The sequence below is a fragment of the Flavilitoribacter nigricans DSM 23189 = NBRC 102662 genome (assembly GCF_002646595.1).
In the GTDB taxonomy this organism is placed as follows: domain Bacteria; phylum Bacteroidota; class Bacteroidia; order Chitinophagales; family Saprospiraceae; genus Flavilitoribacter; species Flavilitoribacter nigricans.
Map to the genome: position 1 here is coordinate 327351 of NZ_PDUD01000018.1, position 20494 is coordinate 347844.

General features: G+C 52.3%; 14 protein-coding genes. All 14 read right to left on the bottom strand.

Translation table 11 applies throughout. The annotated features are described in order from the left end of the window. Positions 1 to 9: 9 nt before the first annotated feature. Positions 10 to 4203, bottom strand: coding sequence for a PKD domain-containing protein (locus tag CRP01_RS12340; RefSeq protein ID WP_099150342.1), 4194 nt, complete (start codon positions 4201 to 4203; stop codon positions 10 to 12). Further along, complete coding sequence (locus CRP01_RS12345; protein ID WP_099150343.1) at positions 4187 to 7069, bottom strand: hypothetical protein; 2883 nt, start codon at positions 7067 to 7069, stop codon at positions 4187 to 4189. The genes CRP01_RS12340 and CRP01_RS12345 overlap by 17 nt, the downstream gene beginning before the upstream one ends. After that, positions 7066 to 10371, bottom strand: a complete 3306-nt coding sequence (locus CRP01_RS12350; RefSeq protein WP_099150344.1) for a baseplate J/gp47 family protein — start codon at positions 10369 to 10371, stop codon at positions 7066 to 7068. The genes CRP01_RS12345 and CRP01_RS12350 overlap by 4 nt, the downstream gene beginning before the upstream one ends. A 2-nt stretch (positions 10372 to 10373) precedes the next feature. Then, entirely contained in the window at positions 10374 to 10772 is a 399-nt protein-coding gene (locus CRP01_RS12355) for a GPW/gp25 family protein (RefSeq protein WP_099150345.1), read from the bottom strand. A gap of 12 nt (positions 10773 to 10784) precedes the next feature. Next, positions 10785 to 11075, bottom strand: a complete 291-nt coding sequence (locus CRP01_RS12360; RefSeq protein ID WP_099150346.1) for a PAAR domain-containing protein — start codon at positions 11073 to 11075, stop codon at positions 10785 to 10787. Between the two features lie 188 nt (positions 11076 to 11263). Beyond that, positions 11264 to 13012, bottom strand: coding sequence for a type VI secretion system tip protein VgrG (gene vgrG, locus CRP01_RS12365; protein ID WP_099150347.1), 1749 nt, complete (start codon positions 13010 to 13012; stop codon positions 11264 to 11266). A 30-nt stretch (positions 13013 to 13042) separates the two neighbouring features. Beyond that, a complete protein-coding gene (locus CRP01_RS12370) occupies positions 13043 to 13726 on the bottom strand; it encodes a CIS tube protein (protein WP_222845723.1) in 684 nt (227 codons plus the stop codon). After that, positions 13723 to 13896 (bottom strand): DUF5908 family protein, encoded by a 174-nt coding sequence (locus tag CRP01_RS42280; protein WP_170110341.1) that lies wholly within the window; start codon positions 13894 to 13896, stop codon positions 13723 to 13725. Before CRP01_RS42280 ends, CRP01_RS12370 begins: the two co-directional genes overlap by 4 nt. A 30-nt stretch (positions 13897 to 13926) precedes the next feature. Beyond that, complete coding sequence (locus CRP01_RS12375; protein ID WP_099150348.1) at positions 13927 to 14403, bottom strand: phage tail protein; 477 nt, start codon at positions 14401 to 14403, stop codon at positions 13927 to 13929. 6 nt (positions 14404 to 14409) lie between these two features. Next, positions 14410 to 14865 (bottom strand): phage tail protein, encoded by a 456-nt coding sequence (locus CRP01_RS12380; RefSeq protein ID WP_099150349.1) that lies wholly within the window; start codon positions 14863 to 14865, stop codon positions 14410 to 14412. 42 nt (positions 14866 to 14907) lie between these two features. After that, positions 14908 to 16689 (bottom strand): phage tail sheath family protein, encoded by a 1782-nt coding sequence (locus tag CRP01_RS12385; protein WP_099150350.1) that lies wholly within the window; start codon positions 16687 to 16689, stop codon positions 14908 to 14910. A 29-nt stretch (positions 16690 to 16718) separates the two neighbouring features. After that, entirely contained in the window at positions 16719 to 18227 is a 1509-nt protein-coding gene (locus tag CRP01_RS12390; RefSeq protein WP_099150351.1) for a phage tail sheath family protein, read from the bottom strand. 31 nt (positions 18228 to 18258) lie between these two features. Further along, positions 18259 to 19554, bottom strand: a complete 1296-nt coding sequence (locus CRP01_RS12395) for a hypothetical protein (RefSeq protein ID WP_099150352.1) — start codon at positions 19552 to 19554, stop codon at positions 18259 to 18261. A 2-nt stretch (positions 19555 to 19556) separates the two neighbouring features. Then, complete coding sequence (locus CRP01_RS12400; RefSeq protein WP_170110342.1) at positions 19557 to 20165, bottom strand: DUF4255 domain-containing protein; 609 nt, start codon at positions 20163 to 20165, stop codon at positions 19557 to 19559. Positions 20166 to 20494: the final 329 nt, after the last annotated feature.

Here is a 20494-nt window from a genome sequence, read left to right on the forward strand (position 1 = left end):
CGCTAGCAATTAGGAAGTTATGACTTCCAGGATACGTTGAATCCGTGAAAGGATCTGAATGTCCTTGATCTTGGTTTCGGCCAGGTACTGCTTCAGGTATTTGATCAGCAGGGCTCCTTCGAAACCAGGCCCGGTGCCTTCCTCAAAATATTTCGGGAAGCGGGAACGAATGATCTTCATATGCCGGTAGAAATCATTGAGTAAGGATTGCAGAGCAAAGTCTTCGCGCAAGCCTTCCTGACAGCCGATCAGCGCCAGCAGCAGCCGGAGCAGATAGGCACTCATGGCCCGCGCGGAGGCAGCATCTTCCGTTTGGGAGCTGAGGTATTCCTCCATGACGGCCGCCAGTTCGGTGATCGTTCCGAAGATCTCTCCGTTCAGACGGCCGGAGAAATAGAGTGTGCGGCTCTTTTCGTCATCGAGTTTCTTGTAGAAAGATTGCAGGGTTTTACTAAAGGCGACTTCTTTGAGGAATAAAGGCTTCTGTAGCAATTCGATCACTACCTGACCGTCCGTTTCGATCACTTTCATACCTTTTTCCATACATTCCGGATCTACCTTGATCAGGGAGGACAGGTCAATCGTGATCTTTTCCTCTTTGGTTTCGGAACACTCGCCGTTGGTGACGATCAGCCGGATCGTCAGTTCATTGGAATCCTGCAATTCGAAGAAACTGAACTGATAGGTATGAGTCGGGCTCTTTTCCCGACTGGTATTTCCGTCGCCGAAACTCCAGTTCCACGTTAGTTTTTCGCCTTCTTTTTCAACCGTACTATTCTCCAGACTCACGGGTACGATCACCAGTTCGCCTTTTTCACTCGGCGTTTTCAGGTTAACCTCAAATTCGGGTTCCGGCCGGCGGTAGATGCGCAGACTGGTATCCGTTTCCTGATCATTTACGGTAAACCGAATGGTGGAATTCAGCAGGTCTTCGGTAACGGCCGACGGTTCGAAGAAATAGCGTTCTCCGTCGCGAACAACCAGTTCGGCATTGTCGACATCCGGCTCTACTACCCCATCGGTTGGCGTCACTTCGAAAGGCAGACGACCCGGTGCGTCGGAAAGATCCTCTTTGATGCAGATGAAGGCCACCGGCAAACGCAGATCCACCCGCTGGCGGGGCAGTACGAATACCATCGGCGGCAAATCAGAACAACAGCGATACGGCAGGCAGAAGTCTGCGATGACCGTGTAACGCGACACATTGGGTTCGAAACCGTCCGTGTTACCCAGCGTGATCCCTTCAAAAACCGCACCCTGAATGAGTCCCACCAGATTGTTGCTCACGCCAGTGACCAGTTGGTAGTCCTTGATGGTATTTTCTACATTGATCAGTTTGTGGTTATCGATCAGGTATTTAGCAAATTCATCGGGCCGTTTGGTTAGTTCTTTACGCTGTACCTTTTCGGATGCCCGTTTGATACTGAGGCCCTTCCGCAACGCGAGTTTTTGAGAACGTTCCTGCAGCAGGTTGGCTTTCAGATCAGTTACCGCAAAATTTTTCGGACTAATGGCGTTACTTACCCCCTTGAGCAGGTCCAGTTTCGGAGCGATGGGGGCGATCGGCTGTACCGGCGTCAGGCCCGGAATAACCGTAATGGGCGGTACTAGGCCGGTCTGGGCTTCTTCGTCTTTATACACCATTACGAATGTACCGCCGGTGGGCACCCCGCCTTTGTGTTCCAAACCCGGATGTTTGGTCGCGTAGTTCGACAGATTGGTCAGTTCCAGGATCTGTTCCCGCCGACGCAGGAATTCGTCCATCAATACCTCGATCTTCTTCGCCGCACAGGCATTCAACTCCAGTTGATTGAGCAGCAGGAGATAATCCCGTTCGTAACCCTTTTCTTCGTATCCGTCCTCGTTGATGCGCGCCAGGACTTCCCGTTTGGCCCGTTGCACGGAACTCACCAGGTCAGCGATCGCTTTTTTATAGGCGGCGATCGATTCCGGAGTGAGATCGCTCAGGTCTTCGGGTTGCTGGTCGGCCATATACTGCAGTCGCGATATGATATTGACCGGCACTTCTACCCCGATCACCAGGTCCGTCGGGCTTAGGGTAGCTATGTCGATCCCCTTTTCCTCAAAACCTTTGTAAACATTATCCAAAATACTTTCCCGCCATTCCGGTCCGGAGATACTGATCTTTTGATCAAACACCCCTTTCACCTGCTTACCGATCGCTTTATCGTCAGCGACGATACTGTCCTTGACCGTGCGGTTCTGAATGGCTACGCCCCCCACCGGGGTAAATATCGTATCCCCCTTGACCGCACCGCTTAAAGCCGAGGCCGTAGTGGCAGTTGCCGTCGGTGTCAGTTTGGCCAGGTTTAAATTGGTGGCCGTCAGCAGATTGGTAGCGATATTGGAAGTAATGCCGAAAGTCTCCACGCTGCCTGCACTGACCGTCCCCACATTGAAAACCCCACCGGTAGCGATCCCCAGATTCGTCCGGCCGGAAAACATAGTGGGCGTGCTGGCCCGACGCATGCCCGTGGTCAGGATCGGGTTAATCGTCAAACCGCCGGTATAATTAAGGTGCGTGCCGGGTTCTTCCATACTGAAAGCCGAGAAAAAGCCGGCTGCATTTTCGGAGAGGCAGGTTTGTTCCGCCTTCCAGGCATCCAGTAGGGCTTCCAGGTCCTGGAAGAAATACCGATAATCCTCCAGGTTAAATTCCGTGCTTTCTGCGCCCAGCCTGAGGGCAACGATATCGAAGGTCAGTCCTTTTTCCGAACGCAATTTTATCAGTTCATCGAGCGCATCACCGTAGGAACGTCCCAGGTGACCCTCTACCCGGTAGAAATCATTCCCTTCGTGCTCAAAGTCAAGCGGACTGCGAACCGAAGCCTCTTCGGAATATTTATCCGCGTGGTAGGACAAGGTTTCTTCCTCCTGCCCGCGCTGGGTATTTTTAATGTTCCAGTTTTCCAGCAGATCGGCGGAAACATCGTAGTAATACGGTATGGCCTTTTCGGATAGTTGGGTGGAAGCCTTCAGGCTCGGCGTTACCCGCAGATCATCAAATAGTTTCTGCGGATCGGTATAATCCGTCATCAAGTAATTTAGTCGCAAATAAAGGCTCTGTACCTGGAGCAGGCGACGATCATTATTGGTGTTGACCGGTGAAGGGTAAAAATGATGACGGAAACTGATATCTGCCGAGGGTTCTACTGCGGACAGCAAGCCCAACATCAGGTGATGGGGGAATGCGTCTACTGCCGGCAGGCACTCCACCAGTACTTCGTACAATTCATCTCTGATCTCCGTATAAGCCTGCACCAGATCTTCGTAGTGACCGTAACGGTACTGGAAAGCGATCGGCAACTGGCGACCGCTGATCGTTGTCGGAAAAAAATCATCAAAATGTTTTTCCCACGCGATCGCTTCCACGGCTCCATCGGGATCCAGCACAGCTCCAAAACCGGAAGCCAGATCATTCAGACCGTTCAATAGTCTTTCCCGGTTTTCCCCGATTGCTTTGGCGTAGGCATTTACCAGGGTCCGGTAGGAAGCCGCTGCTTTGCCGTCAATCGCCACCCGGGGTGCCCGTAGGCGCGGCAGATTAAAGTAGGATTTCAGCAGATTCCCGTACTTTCGGTAAATGGCATCTGACTCTTCAATAATGGTCCGGGCGTCCGTAGACCGGATGAGCAGGAAACGCAAATCAGCCACCTGCTCTTCTCCCTGATTATTACAGTCCTGGGGGCTACAGATATCCAGTGACCGGGCGTAATTGTCCAGATAAGCCAGGACGACCATGTCTTCCAGGTCCACGTTCGTCTCCCCGGTAAAGTCCGTCAGGGGATGTACTTCCCGGTCTTCGTCCTGGGTACCGTCAACCAGTTCCCACAGTTCGAACCGCTGGGTATCGGAATCTTTATCCCAAAATGCGGGGTATTTGGCTTTATTATCTTCGAAAACCGCGAATTCCTTCAGCGTTTTGTTCTGAGGTAAATGGATCAGATCGCCGTCCGTCGTGACCCCACAGCCGCTACTGACCACGATAGCGTCGGCGGCCTCATTAATCTGCAGTTTCAGACCGCAAGCAATGCCAACGCCCACGAGGCAGGTCCTGGTCAGGCGGTGCTGAGTCTCAAAATAGTCGATCAGCCGGTTCAACTGGCCTGCGGTGAGTACCTGATTATCCTGAAACCGGAAATATTCCCGGGCCGGCTGCTGTAATTTAATCGTTGTCGGCATGCTTATCTTGGTTTTGGAGATTTCCTAAAAATGTTCTGTTCAAAACGACGGGATTGTCTTCTTCCTCTTCGCCTTCATCTACACAATCGTGCAGGGTGCCCGGCCAGTAAACCGTTCGCAAACTGTCGAGCTGGCGGAGGAATTCCGTGAGTAATTCATCGTCCACCTGCTGATCCGGCTGATTCGCCCGCGCTTCCAGCAACTGCCGGTAGATCTGTTCGAAATCGCGCATCTGCTCCGGTCCGATCCAGCAGATCTTCGGCATGATATGGGCCGGAGTTTCCAAACGGATGAGGCGTTCCAAAAACTGCCGGTAATCCGGATCCCCGAACCGGCGGGTCCACCCGGGCAGTACAATGCTGACCCGGAAAGAATAGGGATCCAATGGCTGGCATTTATCCTTTAACAGATCGACACAGGTGGGGTAAAAAACTTCCGGTGGAGCATCTTTACGTTCGATATCCGGACGAAGCAGTATGTGTTCGATCACGTACATGCCTTCGATGGCGATATGTTTTCCGCTCAAAAAATCAGCCACGTAATCACGGGCCGCGATCGCTTCGGCTTCACTATTGAAATATTCGATCCGGCGGCCGATCACTTCGCCGGCGCCGTCTTCGACGTTGAAATACCACTGTTCTTCGTCCTGGGTCTTTTTAACGGTCATATTGGCGGGGTCCTGGGCCTTTTCGAAGGTCAGTTCAAGTTCTTCCACCGCTTCCGCTTTAACCTTATAATGACGGCTGCTGCTCAGAATGATCTTAGCCTGATTATCGCGGATCCGCCACCGGAATTCACTGATGTCGTCCACATCCACTTCCTGGTAGAATTCGTAAGAGACGCCGAAAAGGTCTTCGCGCCGGATCGTATCGAAACCGGCCAGACGCCCCAGTCTGCGCTGCAGGCCGGACACATTGTCCGTATCCCAGAAAGCATCCAGTGATTCGTAATAATTGTAGGCACAGGCCCGACGGGAACTCAGGCTGGGATAATCCCGGAGAAAGGCCTCCTTCTGCCCGATCAAAAAAGCCGGCACCTTAGCGTCAAAGCGGTCGTACAGCATAAAGGCGTAATCGCTGAACCGCTCGGCAAAGCGGGCGATCAGATGATCGAGTTGCTGGTGCCTTCGCTGGTAAAAGTCATCATAGTTGGCCAGTAGGTCATTCAGGCGATCTTCGGCCTGCTCGTAACCTACGAAGATATCTCCCAGGTCTTTCACGCTCTCTACCGCCTGGGTGAAGTAGGTAGCCTTGAGCTCCTTATCCGCACTCAACAGGTTTTTGACTGCTCCCAACTGGGCAAAGTAGGTAGCCAGGATCTGATCGAAGAAATTCAGGTAGGCTTTCAGCTGACGGGCTTTGGCCAAACGATAGGGTCGCTCTTCTTCCGGCACCGGGGGTAATCCTTTGGGGCCTACCCCGTAGGTATCGGGCAGGTCGTTCTGAAGGCTGTAATATTTTGCCGGATCACGGTATCGTCCCATAGGCATCGGCAGATCCTGCAGGCGTTGGTCAAAACGATCCTGCTGCTGATCATCCTCTTCGGCCAGCCACAGTTGTTTTACAAAAGTCTTTCGAACGTTGACCGGCAGAAAATCTTTAAAGAATTTAAAGTTGGAACCGGTGAAACACAGCACCGGCTGTACATCCGGCGGCAAACAGATCTTCCACTGCAGATCGGCGTTGGTGATCTGCCCGCATTTACAATCATCCTCATTTTCCGCCGGCTCGCAAAGACTGATGATCAGATCTCTAACCTCTTTCACGCCTTCCACTTCCTGGAGTAAATTGATCAGATCCGATACCCGCACTTCTCTTCTCAGTCCAGCCGTTCTCAGTTCCTCATCTTTGATAAATCCGTGAAAGGCCAGTTGATCGTACAGGGCTTCCCGGATGAGATCCAGGTTGCCGGCGGGATCGTCCAACAATTCATCGCTTCCCAGCAAACCGGCAATCGTTTCTGGCTGATCCTGAATAATGGTCAACAGATCTTCCTGCCCGATCAGTGCGTGTAGCAGTGCATCGTAGGCCAGCGTATCCTGCATGAACAGCGGGCCTTTGAAAATAGAATCTATCGACAATTCCGGATCGGCCAGCATTTCCTCCAGGGAATAAAAGCGAACGGACGGCGTCAGATAATTTTGGATGACGCGCAGCATACGCGCATTGGTTCGCTCGGCATTGGCGGTAGGTTCCAGTTCGATCTCACCGCAAACGACGATCTCCTGTTGTGCCACCGTTTGAATATCTACCAGATCTTCGCACAGATTCCGGTTGCGTTGGTACACCTTCCGTACCTCGTCTTTGATCCTGGCTTCGGCTTCGGCTCTTTTCGTCTTGGACAGCAGGCGCAGTTCGTCCTCGTACTCGATCTTGATGGCATTCAGCCCGCGGAGCCGATAGGAACGTACTTTGGGAGAATCGGGAAAAGGCTGGTAGCTGCTCCTCGGCATTTCTTTTTCATCGTCTACCGCAAAATCCACCTGCACCTCCGGTTTCACCGTGGATAACCAGGCATTTTTTACGCCTCGGATATTGATCAGTAATTTCCGGTAATCCAGCGGGGTCAATGGAGCGTTCGGGAGGATACGGATCGCCGAATGGAACTGGCGGTGCATCTCCAATAAGTTATTGTCTTTGGACGCCAAAAGGTCTTCCACCGGCATCCCGATCCGCATGCCCAGATCCGTCAGAGCGTAACACAGTACTTCCAATAGGGTAATGCCGGGATCAGAGGCATTGTATTCCGTCCAGTACTGGTTCGCCAGTCGTTCAATATGAAGCCGTCCCTCCTCCCGTAAGCGGTCATAATCCCGATCGGGAGATCCCGACACGTCCTTCGGTATGCTCAGTAAACTCGTATTCATGGGCAGTCGGTTTGTAGGATATCAATTTTATGTTGGTTGGCCGAAACCAGTATGGCCCGGGCATTCGAAGCACTGACCTGGCGCAGTTCTCCGCTGGCGACCGTATTACCCGCTGCATCGCGATGCGTGATCTTAAGGTCCGAGATGTAGTCGACGTATTCCAGTTGTTCCAGAAACTGGATGATCGCACTCCGGTAGATGGTCCCGCCAAATCGGATATCAGCCTCGGGGTCGGCGGCCCAGGGAGACAGGAATCCGATCAGAGCCGTATTCAATTCCTCCTGGTAGAAATTGGGATCGTAATCCTTCCGGAATCGGACTGCAAGATCCAGTTTTACGGTTTCGAACTCTGCATTGACCGCATCGAATTCCACGTGCATACTGATCCTTTCGGCCAGAAAATCCTCAATTTCTGTGAGCAACTGCTGACTCGCCCGCGGCCGCAGGCGGTCGAAGGCATTATCCGGATGGATCCGGGGAATGATCACCATGGAAACGGCACCCGGCATCCACTCCCGGCCCGCTTTGGCATCGGTATGGCTCAGACATTTAACCTTGTATACTTTTGGGAACTCCTGAAGCACCAGGTGCTCATAATCCCAGATGGTTACCGCCCGGTCTTTGTGGCGCAGACGCTCACTTACCCGCTGGTAATATTCGGATTCCGTTTCGGGAGAGCGCCCGCCGAAAGAGGCGTAGGGTTGTTCCACTTTCTTGATGCGCGCCAGCCGGTCCTTAAGTTTGCTGATAGTGCCCGGAGCCAGTCCGGTGACCAAATGACTGAGTTCATTCCCCTGGTTGAAGAACGTAGCGCTCACCGCCTGTGGGTGAATTCCCAGAAGTCGGCACACTGAATCCAGCGGAGCATTCAGTCGCGCTCGGATCCAGAAATACCCGGCCTCCAGTCGCCGGTTGAAACGCGTGGCCTCCGGCGGGATCAGTAATCGTACGATCCCCGAGCGCAGAAACTGATTGGTAGTATCTTTGAGTTTGTATTCAGGCTCCAGCGGTTTCCATTCGTCGCTACACAACACCGACCACTTGATTCCGGTATCATTATTTAGCGGATCTCGGAGAGGGTTCTCGCTCCCTTCCGCTACCTGGATCAATAAACTGACGGTCTGGTTAAGCTCTGCATCCTCCAGGGCCAGCAGTAGTTCTCCACCCTGACGGTATTCAGGCAGTAAACTGATCTCTTTATTTACCGAAAAGGTTCTTTGCTGCTGCTTGAGGAAAAGATGCTCCTCAGTCTGCCCAAACACCTGATCGTGAAACAGTTGTATTTTTTTATCTGCAAAATCACTGTAGATATCCTGATTACTCCGGCTGGTGGTAGTATAGGTTTGGCGTACTCTGGCTACATAATCCAGCGTGAGCGTTTCCATTTCCGGGGTGTACGGACGGTTGGGAACCGGCAGTTTATCATCCTTTCCGGTAAGGGATAAAGCGCTTAACTCGGGGAAGGATTTATGAAAGAAATGCTGGTTCAGGCGAAGTTTCAGGAAACCGGCTTTCGGAAAACTGCTCCAGCTCAGCGACGGTAATTGAAGCAGGGCCGGGGTCAATTGGTAATGCGCCAGCTGAAAGGTCGGCTTCGGCATCGTTTTGGCCTGCAGAAAATGGCTCAGATTAGACCGAAAAGCATACCGGGCCTTGATCGTTCCGACGTGGTTCAGCGCATTGCGGTCCAACCTTCCAGGTTTATTCGTGACGGGTTTGGTGCTTTGTTTATCAAATACGATCTGCCGCGTATTGGAATCGGCCACGAAAAGGGGTACCGGATTGTCTTCCGGGATCCACCGTCCGTCTTTGCGGTAAGAGGTGGCGACCGTAAAATGACTATCATTCGCTATGTATTGCTGGTATTCCGTACCGTCATCTTCAACTTCAGTGGTGGTACGGAACAGTCGTTTGGCCTCTCGCTTCAGGCTGCCGTCGGGTCTCAGGTACTCTTCGACGTAAGCTTCGTAATGATCCTTAAAATTATTGGGTTTACCTTTCCAGGCGATATTCAGCCGGATCTTTTCCCAGCCCTTATCAAAAACCTCGGCATTGCCGACGTAAAAGTTCGAGCCTACCGTGGGCAAGGGGCCGAACGGGATAAAAGGTTTAGCCGGATCCATCCGGGCATTATCGTTCTCTACCGTATTTTCCCGCAGGCCGTGCGCCTCTACCTGGATCTCTACGGCATCCAGTTTTAGCCCCCGCAATTTGCGATAGGCCTCTACGCCCGTTCCGGTCACCTCATTCAAAAGTAGCCGGAGGACGGGGTGCTGGGTATTGTATGATTCACCGTGCAGTTCGGCTTGGTAGGGCATTACCGGATCATCACCTTCCCGCAGTTGAATATAAAATGACAAGCCATTCTTAGGCTGTTTCTTTTTTTCGGCCAGCTGGTCGATATCTATGGCTTCTTCGGACAAGAGCGCGTAGGGCCCAAGCCAGCCTTTTTCTCCGGTCAGGAAAACGGAACTGTTTCCCATCAGGGCCGCACGGACCTCATCCTTAACGGTACGGGTAAAAAAGAAATCTACCCGGATTAAACGATCTCCCTGTTCGAGTCGCAATTCCCGGGCCGCCAGGGCCAGGCCTATCCGGCCGGCCGGGAGATCGGCATTGCCGAAAGCCGGCCACTGCGGGTTATCTTCGGGAAGTTCTGCCCCCAGGCCATCGGCTGAGTTGGCAACCGGTGCGTGTCGCAGCCCCAATTGCTCGTCAAAAAATATCTGCCTTAGATGGGCTATTTGAATTCGGTTGACAATGAGTTCTTCATCCGTTGTATACAGTAGCGGCTTTCCCAGTACATCTTTTCCGGCATCCAGGAGACTGCCTTTGGGAAGTTGTTGCACCTCGGCCCGTTTCGCCAGTTCGAACAGCACGTGCACCTGATCGGGCCGGTGCGGCAATTCCGCCAGTTGGAGAACCCGACGGTAATAAAAATCCAGATGACGCCGGCTCAATTGATTGAAATGGGACCGGCTGTGTTCCAATAATCGTAGGAAACTCAGGTACAGGGCCAGGTGCGGCTCCAGATCAGACCGCTTATCGATCTGCTCCAGTAAAGCTTTCACCCCCGGCTTATCGGGCCAGAAAGACTGCCAGTCGCCCCGGACAAAATCCGGTCGGTCGGCATCGTAGAACCGGAGCAGCGCACCCATTTCGTGGGTAAAGTTCAACCAGTCTTCCCGGTTCAAGCCGATCAGTTCCAACTGGTCCGGTAACAATTCCTCGATCCGGCGGCTTTCCTGACTGAGGCCGTCTCTGATTATCGGATGTTTATATGTTTTACAATTTTGGGACATAATTACTGGTCAGCGCCTTCTTTTTGGTAAAAGGGGTAAACAAAGTTGAAGCGGGAATTCGTCGCCCGCACCGTAAACTGCACTTCGATCAGTACGACTCCTTCGTATTGATCGGCAGTGTTGATCACCACGGCATCCAGTTCGATGCGTGGTTCGTACTCGATAATGGCCGTTTCTACCAGATCCGCCAGATAGGTTTTCAAACTGATATCGACATTTTCGAACACCAGGTCGTCCATATTGCAACCGAAGGACGGCAACATCACGCGTTCGCCGACGCGCGTGGACAACAGGATCTGCAGGCTTTCCTTGATGTCCTCCACACCTTCGGAGATCCGAACGCCTCCCCGGCTTTTATTAAATGTGGGAGGAAATGACCAGCCTTTTCCTAAAAATTCCATATTGCTTATTTTTTAGCCGCCAATGATCACCGTGGGTGCACCGAGAATGATGGTTCCTCCGTGGGCCGTGGTGTCTCCCATGCGTACGGCAGGTTTCCCACCGATCAAAACCGTGCCCGATCCCATGGCGGTCGTATCGGGTGGTCCGGTGCATACACAATTATCCCCAACCACGGCGGCCGGCATTCCGGCGATAAGCACCGTCGGTTCACCCGGGCCGGCGATCGGACCGCCCACATGGGGGACGGTACCCGTCACCATGGGGCACACATGCATATCTCCTATTCTTGCAGCTGGTGGCATATCTTTCGGTTTTCCTGGTTCAATTCAGTTGTATTTCACTAATTACTCTAAGTTGCATCGCAACTTAGGTAGAGGGTATAGAGTAGAGGGATTACCTATCGTTAAAATGGAGCAAAATCACTCATTTCAACGGTTGGAGTCTATCTACGCTCTACAATTCAAGTATTACAACTTGAATAAATTATCGATCAATTGATCTGTACCAATGCGCCTTTAATCACTGTAGTCGCACTGCTGCTGATCTCCGAACCGGCACCGCCTTCTCCTTTGAGCTGGGCGCTGGCTTTCATATTGATATTGGTCCCTTCCAGATTCAGGTCTCCCCCGGCTTTGATGTTGATATCACCGGAAGACTCCAGACTGATGCCACTGCTCTCCATCACCAGCTTATTGCCGTCTCCGTCTTCCAGCGTAATGGTACCGGCATCATCATCGAGGATAAATTTGCGACCGCCGGGCGTCTCCACGGTAAAGGAAACCAGATCATCATTGAAGATCATTTTCATTTCACTCCGGGTCACAAAACCTTTCTCGTGATTGTCATCCGAGCCGGGGATCGGCGCCGGTTTGGCGCTGCTGTTCAGCATACCCAGTACCACCGGATGGCGGGGATCGTCATTCAGGAAGCCGACGATCACTTCATCGTCGATCTCCGGACGAAAGAAAGCGCCCCGATTCTCACCGGCATCCAGACTGGCCACACGGGCCCAGATGCCCTCGTCTTCCGGAGAAATGATCGGCAGCCTCACCAGGATCCGGTCTTCACCGTCGGGATCACTCTCCAGTTGGCTAACTACCCCGATCTGTAATCCCCGAACCGCGGCCAGGAGGCCTCCGGCTTCCGGAGGGGTGATCTCGTAATCCTCCGTAAACCATTCCGGGCGAAAACCCAGTTGAGCATCGGTCCACCAGTCGCCCCGGCTGATGTGGTGGAAAACGCCACCGACGTAGGCTTTTCCATTGAAGCGATCTCCCAGGCCCTGCAGGTCTACGGTCATGCCCGGCTCCATGGCGGCAAATCCCTGAAAACGGGCACGCCCCTGGACTTTGGCCAGTTGGCGTCGCAGTACCTGTGCATCGGCCCAGGCCTGTATTTCCGGAGTATTCAGACTGCCTCCGTGCCGTAAGGCCCAGTTGTCGGGAGCAGCGACCTGTGACAGATCCGACACACTCAGATTACCCGGCAAGGTAATTCCGGGATCGGAACCAACAGCTTCGATTTTTTCCTGATTAGCAAAATCCCAACTGTAGGCCGTTACCGTGCCGAGTTGATGCCGGGCATCGATCTCTGCATCCAGCTCGCGGATGGTAGCGCCGTAAATAAGGCTAAGGACGGGTTCCTGGGCGGTATCCGGGGCTTCAATCAACAGATCGGAGCCCGACGTCCGGCAGATCAGGCCGTTGGCTTCCGCCCGGGCCAGTACAAAATCCCAGTCGGTGGAATCGTACTGGATCAATGCTTTATGAGTTTCAGAAGTACTGGTTACCTGAGCCGGCACACCGGCGTCACCCAATATTTCTTCCATTACCTCACTATCCGATTTTTCGTAAAAGTAGCGGCTGTTGCGCCCCAGCGTCATTTTGATGGCCGCATGGCGGCAGTCCAGGATCAGTACGGAATTGCCGTTTCCTTTGATCTTGATGCTGTGCTTGATGATGATACCTTTGAATAAGGAGGTATTATCTCCGTGGTAACCTGCCTTGATCTCGATCTCCTTGCCGGGCACAAAATCATTCCCGTTGCTGGCGGAAAAAGTTTCCTCGGCCGGGTCACCGTCGATCAGTACCACCTTTGCACTGGCAATGCGATTCAGCACACTCGTTACACTGACGGAAGCAACCTGGTAGGCAGCATCGATCTCGCTCCCCGCAATCAGGATGGAAATACTGACGATGTCCTGCGGTTGATCACTCGGTATGTTTCTTTCGTTCGGCAATGGGTTTCGTGGGTTTTGGTTTTTAGGTAACTATTTTTCAACCGGCGGAAATCGCAGTTCCATACCGGGTTCCAGGTCGCGGAACCCGAAAAGCCCGTTGGCCTCGGCTACGGAGAAATAATATTTGGGATCTCCGTAAACTTCGTAAGCCAATAGCGGCAAAGTATCTCCTTCCTTGACGATCCGGACGTGGGTCACATCCGGGGATTGATCGTTCTGCTTTTTGACCATCCACTCGTTGCGCATGAATTCCAGGAAGGTGGCTTTCACCACGGCCCGCAGCGGCACGCCTTCCGGATTGAATAGCTTGTAGTTGATGCTCATGGATTCCAGTACGCATTTGAAGAGGAGATTCCCCCAGCGCAGCTTGAGGTAGAACGGCCGGTGCTTTTTGCCGTCGTACGCTACCGTCAGCTTCTTCAGGTCATTGATCTTGGCATCTACACCAAGATCGCTGCCGGAAGGCGGATCTACGGCCCCGGTATCGTCTACCGTAAATTCCAGATCAAACTTCTGTGGGTTGATCTTACTGAACTTCATCGGACGGGCGGAAGATCCGGGCGCCTGCTTCTTGCTGTATTCCACCTGAAAGCTGGTACTGTAGCTTTCGGGATTCAACTGGGCAATAAAGCGCCCTTCAAAATCCTTTTCTTCCAGCTTCGGACTGCTGAAGGAATCGATGAACAATCTCTTATCGGCAGGAATTCTACTCATCTTTCTTTGCGGTTATCCAGGATCTCGAGGATCTGTTCAATGATCTCGGCCATAAGTTCTTCCCGGTCGATATCGGAAGTGTTATCTCCGTGGGCGGAGGATTCTTCACTATCCTCTCCCCGACCGCGAACATTTACCCGAATGTTTAATTCTCTGATCTCAATGGGCATAGCGGAAATGGATTTTGCCGTTTAAGCGGATTAATCGGAACCGATCGTCAGGGTGTAATAGCGATAGGTGAGTTCCAGGCTCTCTATCGCCAGTTCACTCTTCTCGGCGTTCAGGTCCGACACCGACCACTTTTTCGGCCAAGCGTGTACGACTTTCCACTTCAGCATGGTCTCGCCCTTTTCGTTGAGCAGATCAATATCCAGTATCTTCGGTTTGATGACCATCTGCTCGAAGGCTTCCGTACACCATTTGATGAGTTCTGAATCTTTGATCAGGCCGCGTTTCAGCACCAGATCGGCGTATTTGGTGCGGCCGGGCAGTTTGTGTTCGTAGCGGTTCTCACCTCCTTCGCGGTAGGTTTCCATCTGGATCTCGGTACTCAGACCGGCTACCGACTGGAAGTGCGTATCGTAAGTTGCTCCGAATTCGCTGCCCTGATTGCCGTTCGGTTCTTCATCAAAAAAACTCACACGGAAATAGAAGCTGACTGGTGGATAATCGTACATGGGGCATTAATCGTTTTGGATCGTTAAGCCTTCGTGGACCAGTTCCATGCTCTCGATGGCTATCTCGTTGCCGTCTGCTTTGAGATCAGTAGACTGGATCTTGATCGGCCAGGCGTTTTTAATCTTCCAGACCACTACCGGCTCGTGGTTCTCGTTGAGCAGGCTGATCGTGATATCCCTCCGGAACTTAGAGCCGGTGGAATTACCCTCCTGGAGAAAGTAGGTTTGTTTCCACCAATCGTAAAATTCGTTATCCGATTGGAACGTCCCTCTTTTCAGCGTGATGTTGCTGAACTTTTGCATGCCCGGTTGCTTGGTCTTAAAATATTCGGCGCTGGCTCCGTGGCGGTATTCAATGACCTCGGTCTCGACATCCAGTCCGGAAACTTCGGTGAACCCGATCTTCGCTCCACCCCAGTCTACCTGAAAGTGAAATTTGGGTAATGGATAATCTGCTGCCATGATGATGGATTTTTATGGGTTTAATAATTTTATTTGCTGATATTAGTTATTCTGCATTTTGTGGGAGAAACGGAGGATGATGAATTCCGCCGGCCGCACCGCTGCCAGTCCGATCTCCACGATCATCCGCCCTTCCAGGACATCCTGGGTGGTCATGGTCTCTCCGAGGCCGATCTTTACGAAGTAGGCATCATCGGGAGTAGCTCCCATCAGTGCGCCCTGCCGCCAGAGGATGGTCAGAAAGTTCTCGATCATGGCGCGGATCTTGGTCCAGGTATTGGCGTCATTCGGTTCGAAGACAAAGGGCTCGGATGCCTTCATTACGGATTCTTCCACCATGTTGTAGAATCGCCGAACGGGCACATAGCGCCATTCGTTGTCATTACCGGCCAGGGTACGGGCCCCCCAAACCAATATTCCCTTACCGCTAAAGGCGCGGATCGCATTAATGGATTTACCGGTAGAATGAACGTTCAGATCCCGCTGGTCATCGTTGCTGATCTTGATACTCGGGGCCGAAACGTAACGCAGGCTTACATTTGCCGGAGCTTTCCATACCCCGCGGGTGCGATCCACAGTAGCGTAGATCCCGGCGATCGCCGAAGACGGCGGCAGTTCGATGCGAAATTCGCCCAGTTTTGCTTTCACCTGCGTGGCAAAGGCATTGGTATAATAAGTCTCTACATTGGGCGCCGTAGTGCCGGTCAGTCCCCCATCATCCCGAATCCCGGTCACGGCCTTCCCGGCCTCCGTCAATAAGGTATCCGTATGGGTTTTAAGGCCGTCCAGGGCGGTATCGAGTTTGGCTTTCGTATCGTGGGTACCGGTACGGATCGTTTCGATCTCCCCGACGGCATCTTCCACCGCCGTAAGCGAGGTAGCATCTCCCCAGGTATCCGCCAGATTCTGGATCTTCGGCAGCAGCGCGTCTACTTTGGCCAGGGCATCGGCCAGATAACCCTCTTTTTCTTCTTTGGTATTCGACCCCGGTTTACCGTCCGTTATGATCTGATCCAGATCGGCTTTCACCGTATCCGCCAGTGACTTGATCTCCTGCGCATCTACATAGGCCGCAGCCGCAGCCATGGTGATCCCATTAAAGGCATTCGCCCCGGCATCGTGCTGGAAAGTAACCTGTGCGGCGGTATAGTGATAAGCAATACTGGTTTTGAGATATGGGTAATAAGCGGCCCCGTACTTCAGAAAGGAGGTCCCGATACCGTTCCGAAAATCGGTCACCGTTTCTCCGCCGGTAGAACGGACATCGAATAGGGCGAAGCGATCCTGATTACTCGCGCATTGGGCCAGCATTTCCTGGTAGAGGGTATGATAATCAGCCATACCGAGACGATCGGCTTCCGGGATCACCAGTAAGGTAACTTCGTCCACTTTTTTCACCGCATCTAACCCGCCCTTCAACTCATCGAAATCATCCACTGCGTCCAGACTCGGTGTTGCGGTATCTCCGCTGTAATCACCGACGGAAACAATGTAACAGGGGCCACCACCATTGCCAAAATACATTTCCAGCGCATGGAACATCCGGTAGGGCGTGGCCGTACCCAGCGTTGCCTCGAGAGGTAGGAACGGGGCGGTATCCGACAGGGTGACGGTAAAGGGTTGGGCGGCCGCTTCGCCGAAAAAGCGCCGGTAATCCACCATGGACGTAATGCGGGTCGGCACATTCAGCAGACTGCCGCCTTCACTGTTCATTGCGGTTTCGGTATAGCCGATAAAAGCCGGAATGGCCGTTGCCACCGGAGCTACAGATGCCGGAAGCAAAGATATTTCTTCGATATAAACACCGGGAGTTTTATAATTCATGGTCTTGTTTTTCAGATTTGATCAATAGGTTATACTTCCATCATCTTATGCGAGAAGCGCAGGATGATAAACTCGGCCGGGCGTACAACGGCCATTCCGATCTCTACGATCATCCGGCCTTCCAGGACATCGATACTGGTCATGGTGGTCCCGAGACCGACCTTTACGAAAAAGGCTTCTTCGGGCGTAGCCCCCATCAGGGCACCGGCCCGCCACTGCAGGACCAGGAAGTTTTCGATCATCGCCCGTACTTTCACCCAGGTATTGGCGTCATTCGGCTCGAAGACGAATGCTTCGGTGGCTTTTTTCACCGATTCCTCTACCATATTATAGAAGCGGCGAACCGAAACGTATTTCCATTCATTATTGTTACCGGCCAGTGTCCGGGCACCCCAAACGAGCACACCTTTCCCGGTGAAGAACCGTATGGCGTTGATCGATTTTCCCGTGGAATGGATATTCAGGTTTTCCTGATCGGCACTGGCAATCAACACCGCCGGTTGGCGAACGCTGTTCAGGCTCACGTTAGCCGGAGATTTCCAGACGCCGCGCGTGCTATCCGTACGGGCGTAGATCCCGGCAATCGAACTACTTGGAGCCAGGATCAGATTGATGCTGTCGATCAAACGGCGGATCGCGAAATAAGTAGCATTATCCTGGTGAAATAAGGATTTCGCCCTCAATTCAGCGGCTTTGGCATCCGCAGCCACCTGGGCCGCTACCGGATCGGCGATGCCTTCTTTTGCTTCCGCCATGGCGTCGGCGATCTCTATCTCGGTATAATTCAGCTGAATATCCGCGGCACCGCCCCCCAGGTCAATATTGACGACCACTTCACTTTCCCGGTATTCGTACCCCAGGGAAGTGATGAGATCGGGGAAATAGGCGGCTCCGTACTTGAGATTACCGGTACCGATATTGTCCCGGAAGGTTTTCGCCGCATCATTGATCGGATCGGTGCTGGCCGGGGCCGCCGGACGCACGTCACAGATGGTAAAGCGGTCCTGCAGATCGGCACATTGCTGCATAGCGTTCACGTACAGATTGTGGTATTGGGTAGCATCGGTCAGATTGTGGATGTCCGGGAAAAGAATAAGGGTTGGTTCGTCTTCCTTTCGCAGAACGGTGAGTCCGGCATTGAGCTCTTCAAAATCAACGCCCGGTGTCGCTTTGTACGCACCCGCAGATACGATGTAACAGGGGCCACCACCATTGGCGAAATACATGCGAAGTGCATAATACAGGCAGTAGACCGGCGTATTGGGAATGCTGATGGCCGTGGGCGGATTGGCGCCGTCCTTCATTTTAACGGTCGTCACCCCTCCGGATGTTTCGACCACAAAATCGGGCAGCGCTTTGGCCGGACCGCCAAAAATATCCTGGAACTCCACCAGGGATTTTATCCGGGTGGGACTGAGGGTTGGTCCCGATTGGGTATAACCGATAAATGCAGGAATAGCCGTTTCTACCTGGGCTACGGAAGGTGGTAATAAAGAGATCTCCTCTACATATACCCCTGGAGTCTTATAACTTGGCATAGGTGATGATTTTTATCCTGATGATGAATATTTAGGTTTTAATTTTTGACAAATAGATCTCCGAATAATACCGCCCCTCCTCATCCTCGTGCACCAGCAAACTACCTGGATTGGGTAACAGTACGGTTTCATCAATCTCGGTGGCCGGTTTATCGTGCTGGAAATATACCTGCGCGAGCGAGCGGCTCAACGGAACCGGTTCCTTCGTGATCAAGACCTTTTTACTGCCCGGATCCAGGAATTCGACATCGGCATTGCCGGCAGGATTCGGTGGATCCGATTGATTGAGTACATACTGCCAGTAGGTATGCCGGTTTTTGATCAATATTTTGAAAACCGGGAATTCGGTCTTATCGTCATTGTTGCGGCGCAGGCTTCCATTATTTTCCAGCAGGCGAAAATCTCCCATAGCTCCCTGCTGCCCGATCTGCAATACGCCAAACAGGGACGGATCGTAGAGCGTATCGTTCAGGTATACCTTAATCAGATCCTCGTAGCCGGAATCCGACTGTACCTCCAGAGTATAAAATCCCGTCGAAACGTCACGGAAATCCAGTAGCCACTGTTGGATCGCTTCTGCCTCATCAAAATTGATCGTTTTGACCGTGGTATTGTCCAGCTCTTTCAGCGTAAAACTTCCCTTTTTTATGGTCTTATTCTTCAGCGGACTGAATCGATAGGAAAAGCGCGATGGCAGCAATACCTGATCTTCCGTACTGCAGAACTGATGGGGCAGATTCTGGTTAAAAACGAACAGTCTCTGCCAGTGGATCCCGCCCACTCCCGTCGGATTGTTTTTGGTATCGATGGCCCTCTTGGCCATATAGATCGCCTGGTTGGTACGGGCAAGTTCGCCCATTTCGTAGGCGCGTTTATCGTTGTATCCCGGTAGCGGCCGGGCCAGAAAAGGTGCGGTCAGGTCGCCAAAAACATTCAGGTTGGAGAAAAAGTGAATACCCGGCACGTTCGGTCTCAATCGCTGATTGGAATAATTGAGCCAGTCCGGCTGGCGGGCCTTTAATCCGAATTCCAGCATGCTGCCCTCTTCTACCGGCACCTGCGGATGGTGTTCGAGGATGGCCCCGGCCGGCTGCTCCATTACCCGCTGCGCCACACTGATCCCGTAGGAATCTATCAGGAAGCGGGCTCTATGGCCCTTCAGCCAACGCCGGGTGGGCTCCGTGGGTAACACCTCCAACAGGTCTTCCAACTGGTAACCCGCAAAATTTGCGGGGTTAAAGTCCACCAGTCGGTCCGCCCGGTTAAGGAAGAAACCGTGCAGTAACTGTACCTGAAAAAGTCTTTTATAAGTTATCGCAAAACTCATGATCAGTTGATGCCGTTTAGGGATCCGCGAATATCTTCAATTGCCGTACCACTACCTTTAGTCTGCCGGTAGCGCACGGAGGCCAGTCTGGCTTTATACATGACAAAGGGTGCCTGTTTCCCGCCCAGAGAACCCCAGAGGTGATTGATCTGCTCAAAAGTCATGGTGTACAGGTCCAGAACCAGCCGCAAATTGCTGAGTTCTTCATCATCCGGATCTACCCCGTCGGCGAAATGGGTAGCATCCTTCAGGGTAAACTGATTGCGGTGTTGGAAAAAACTGACCACATGACCGAGACGCTTGATCGCATTGTCATAATTGGTTGGCCAACAGGCCGTAAAAAGCAGGTATAGATTGAGATTGACGGGTGGGTTTTCGTAGAGGATCTTATCGCCTTCCTGGTAGCGGGGAAGCTTGCGATTTTTCAGGGCACTCTCCTCTTCCACGTTGACCAGGGTAAGCACGACATTTCCGTGGAGTTTATCTCCATCTTCCGTATCCAATTGGGAAATGTTGCCGAGGATGACCTGATCATCGGTAGTATTATCATCCAGGGATTTAATGAATGCGTCCAGTTCTTCCCGCAACAGGGAAAGTGTAGCATGAATCATTAGGGCTGACTTTAGGTGCGCCGCAAGCATATTGTTACGGCTATAGTATTTTAGCCTCACCCGGCACCAAATTATCCGGATAAGTGGAAAATCAATTTTGTATGGCAGATACTTCAGGTATTTGCACCAAAGAGCATCAGAGATATCAGGAACGGCAAAGCCATGCCGGATAGGACACCTTTACTGTGCGTACAAGTACCAGAGGAAGCAACAAGAATTTTTTATAGGGCTACACGAAGTAGCAAAACGTAGGCTTAAATAACTTACTAAGCTAAGGCTGTTCGAAAAGGCAATTTAAATGGAGGATCGTTCTTCTATACGATAGTAAC

Excerpts from the sequence above, each read along its gene's own strand:
- CRP01_RS12340 (WP_099150342.1), bottom strand. The coding sequence starts at position 4,203 with ATGCCGACAACGATTAAATTACAGCAGCCGGCCCGGGAATATTTCCGG.
- CRP01_RS12345 (WP_099150343.1), bottom strand. The coding sequence starts at position 7,069 with ATGAATACGAGTTTACTGAGCATACCGAAGGACGTGTCGGGATCTCCC.
- CRP01_RS12350 (WP_099150344.1), bottom strand. The coding sequence starts at position 10,371 with ATGTCCCAAAATTGTAAAACATATAAACATCCGATAATCAGAGACGGC.
- CRP01_RS12355 (WP_099150345.1), bottom strand. The coding sequence starts at position 10,772 with ATGGAATTTTTAGGAAAAGGCTGGTCATTTCCTCCCACATTTAATAAA.
- CRP01_RS12360 (WP_099150346.1), bottom strand. The coding sequence starts at position 11,075 with ATGCCACCAGCTGCAAGAATAGGAGATATGCATGTGTGCCCCATGGTG.
- CRP01_RS12370 (WP_222845723.1), bottom strand. The coding sequence starts at position 13,726 with ATGAGTAGAATTCCTGCCGATAAGAGATTGTTCATCGATTCCTTCAGC.
- CRP01_RS42280 (WP_170110341.1), bottom strand. The coding sequence starts at position 13,896 with ATGCCCATTGAGATCAGAGAATTAAACATTCGGGTAAATGTTCGCGGT.
- CRP01_RS12375 (WP_099150348.1), bottom strand. The coding sequence starts at position 14,403 with ATGTACGATTATCCACCAGTCAGCTTCTATTTCCGTGTGAGTTTTTTT.
- CRP01_RS12380 (WP_099150349.1), bottom strand. The coding sequence starts at position 14,865 with ATGGCAGCAGATTATCCATTACCCAAATTTCACTTTCAGGTAGACTGG.
- CRP01_RS12385 (WP_099150350.1), bottom strand. The coding sequence starts at position 16,689 with ATGAATTATAAAACTCCCGGTGTTTATATCGAAGAAATATCTTTGCTT.
- CRP01_RS12390 (WP_099150351.1), bottom strand. The coding sequence starts at position 18,227 with ATGCCAAGTTATAAGACTCCAGGGGTATATGTAGAGGAGATCTCTTTA.
- CRP01_RS12395 (WP_099150352.1), bottom strand. The coding sequence starts at position 19,554 with ATGAGTTTTGCGATAACTTATAAAAGACTTTTTCAGGTACAGTTACTG.
- CRP01_RS12400 (WP_170110342.1), bottom strand. The coding sequence starts at position 20,165 with ATGATTCATGCTACACTTTCCCTGTTGCGGGAAGAACTGGACGCATTC.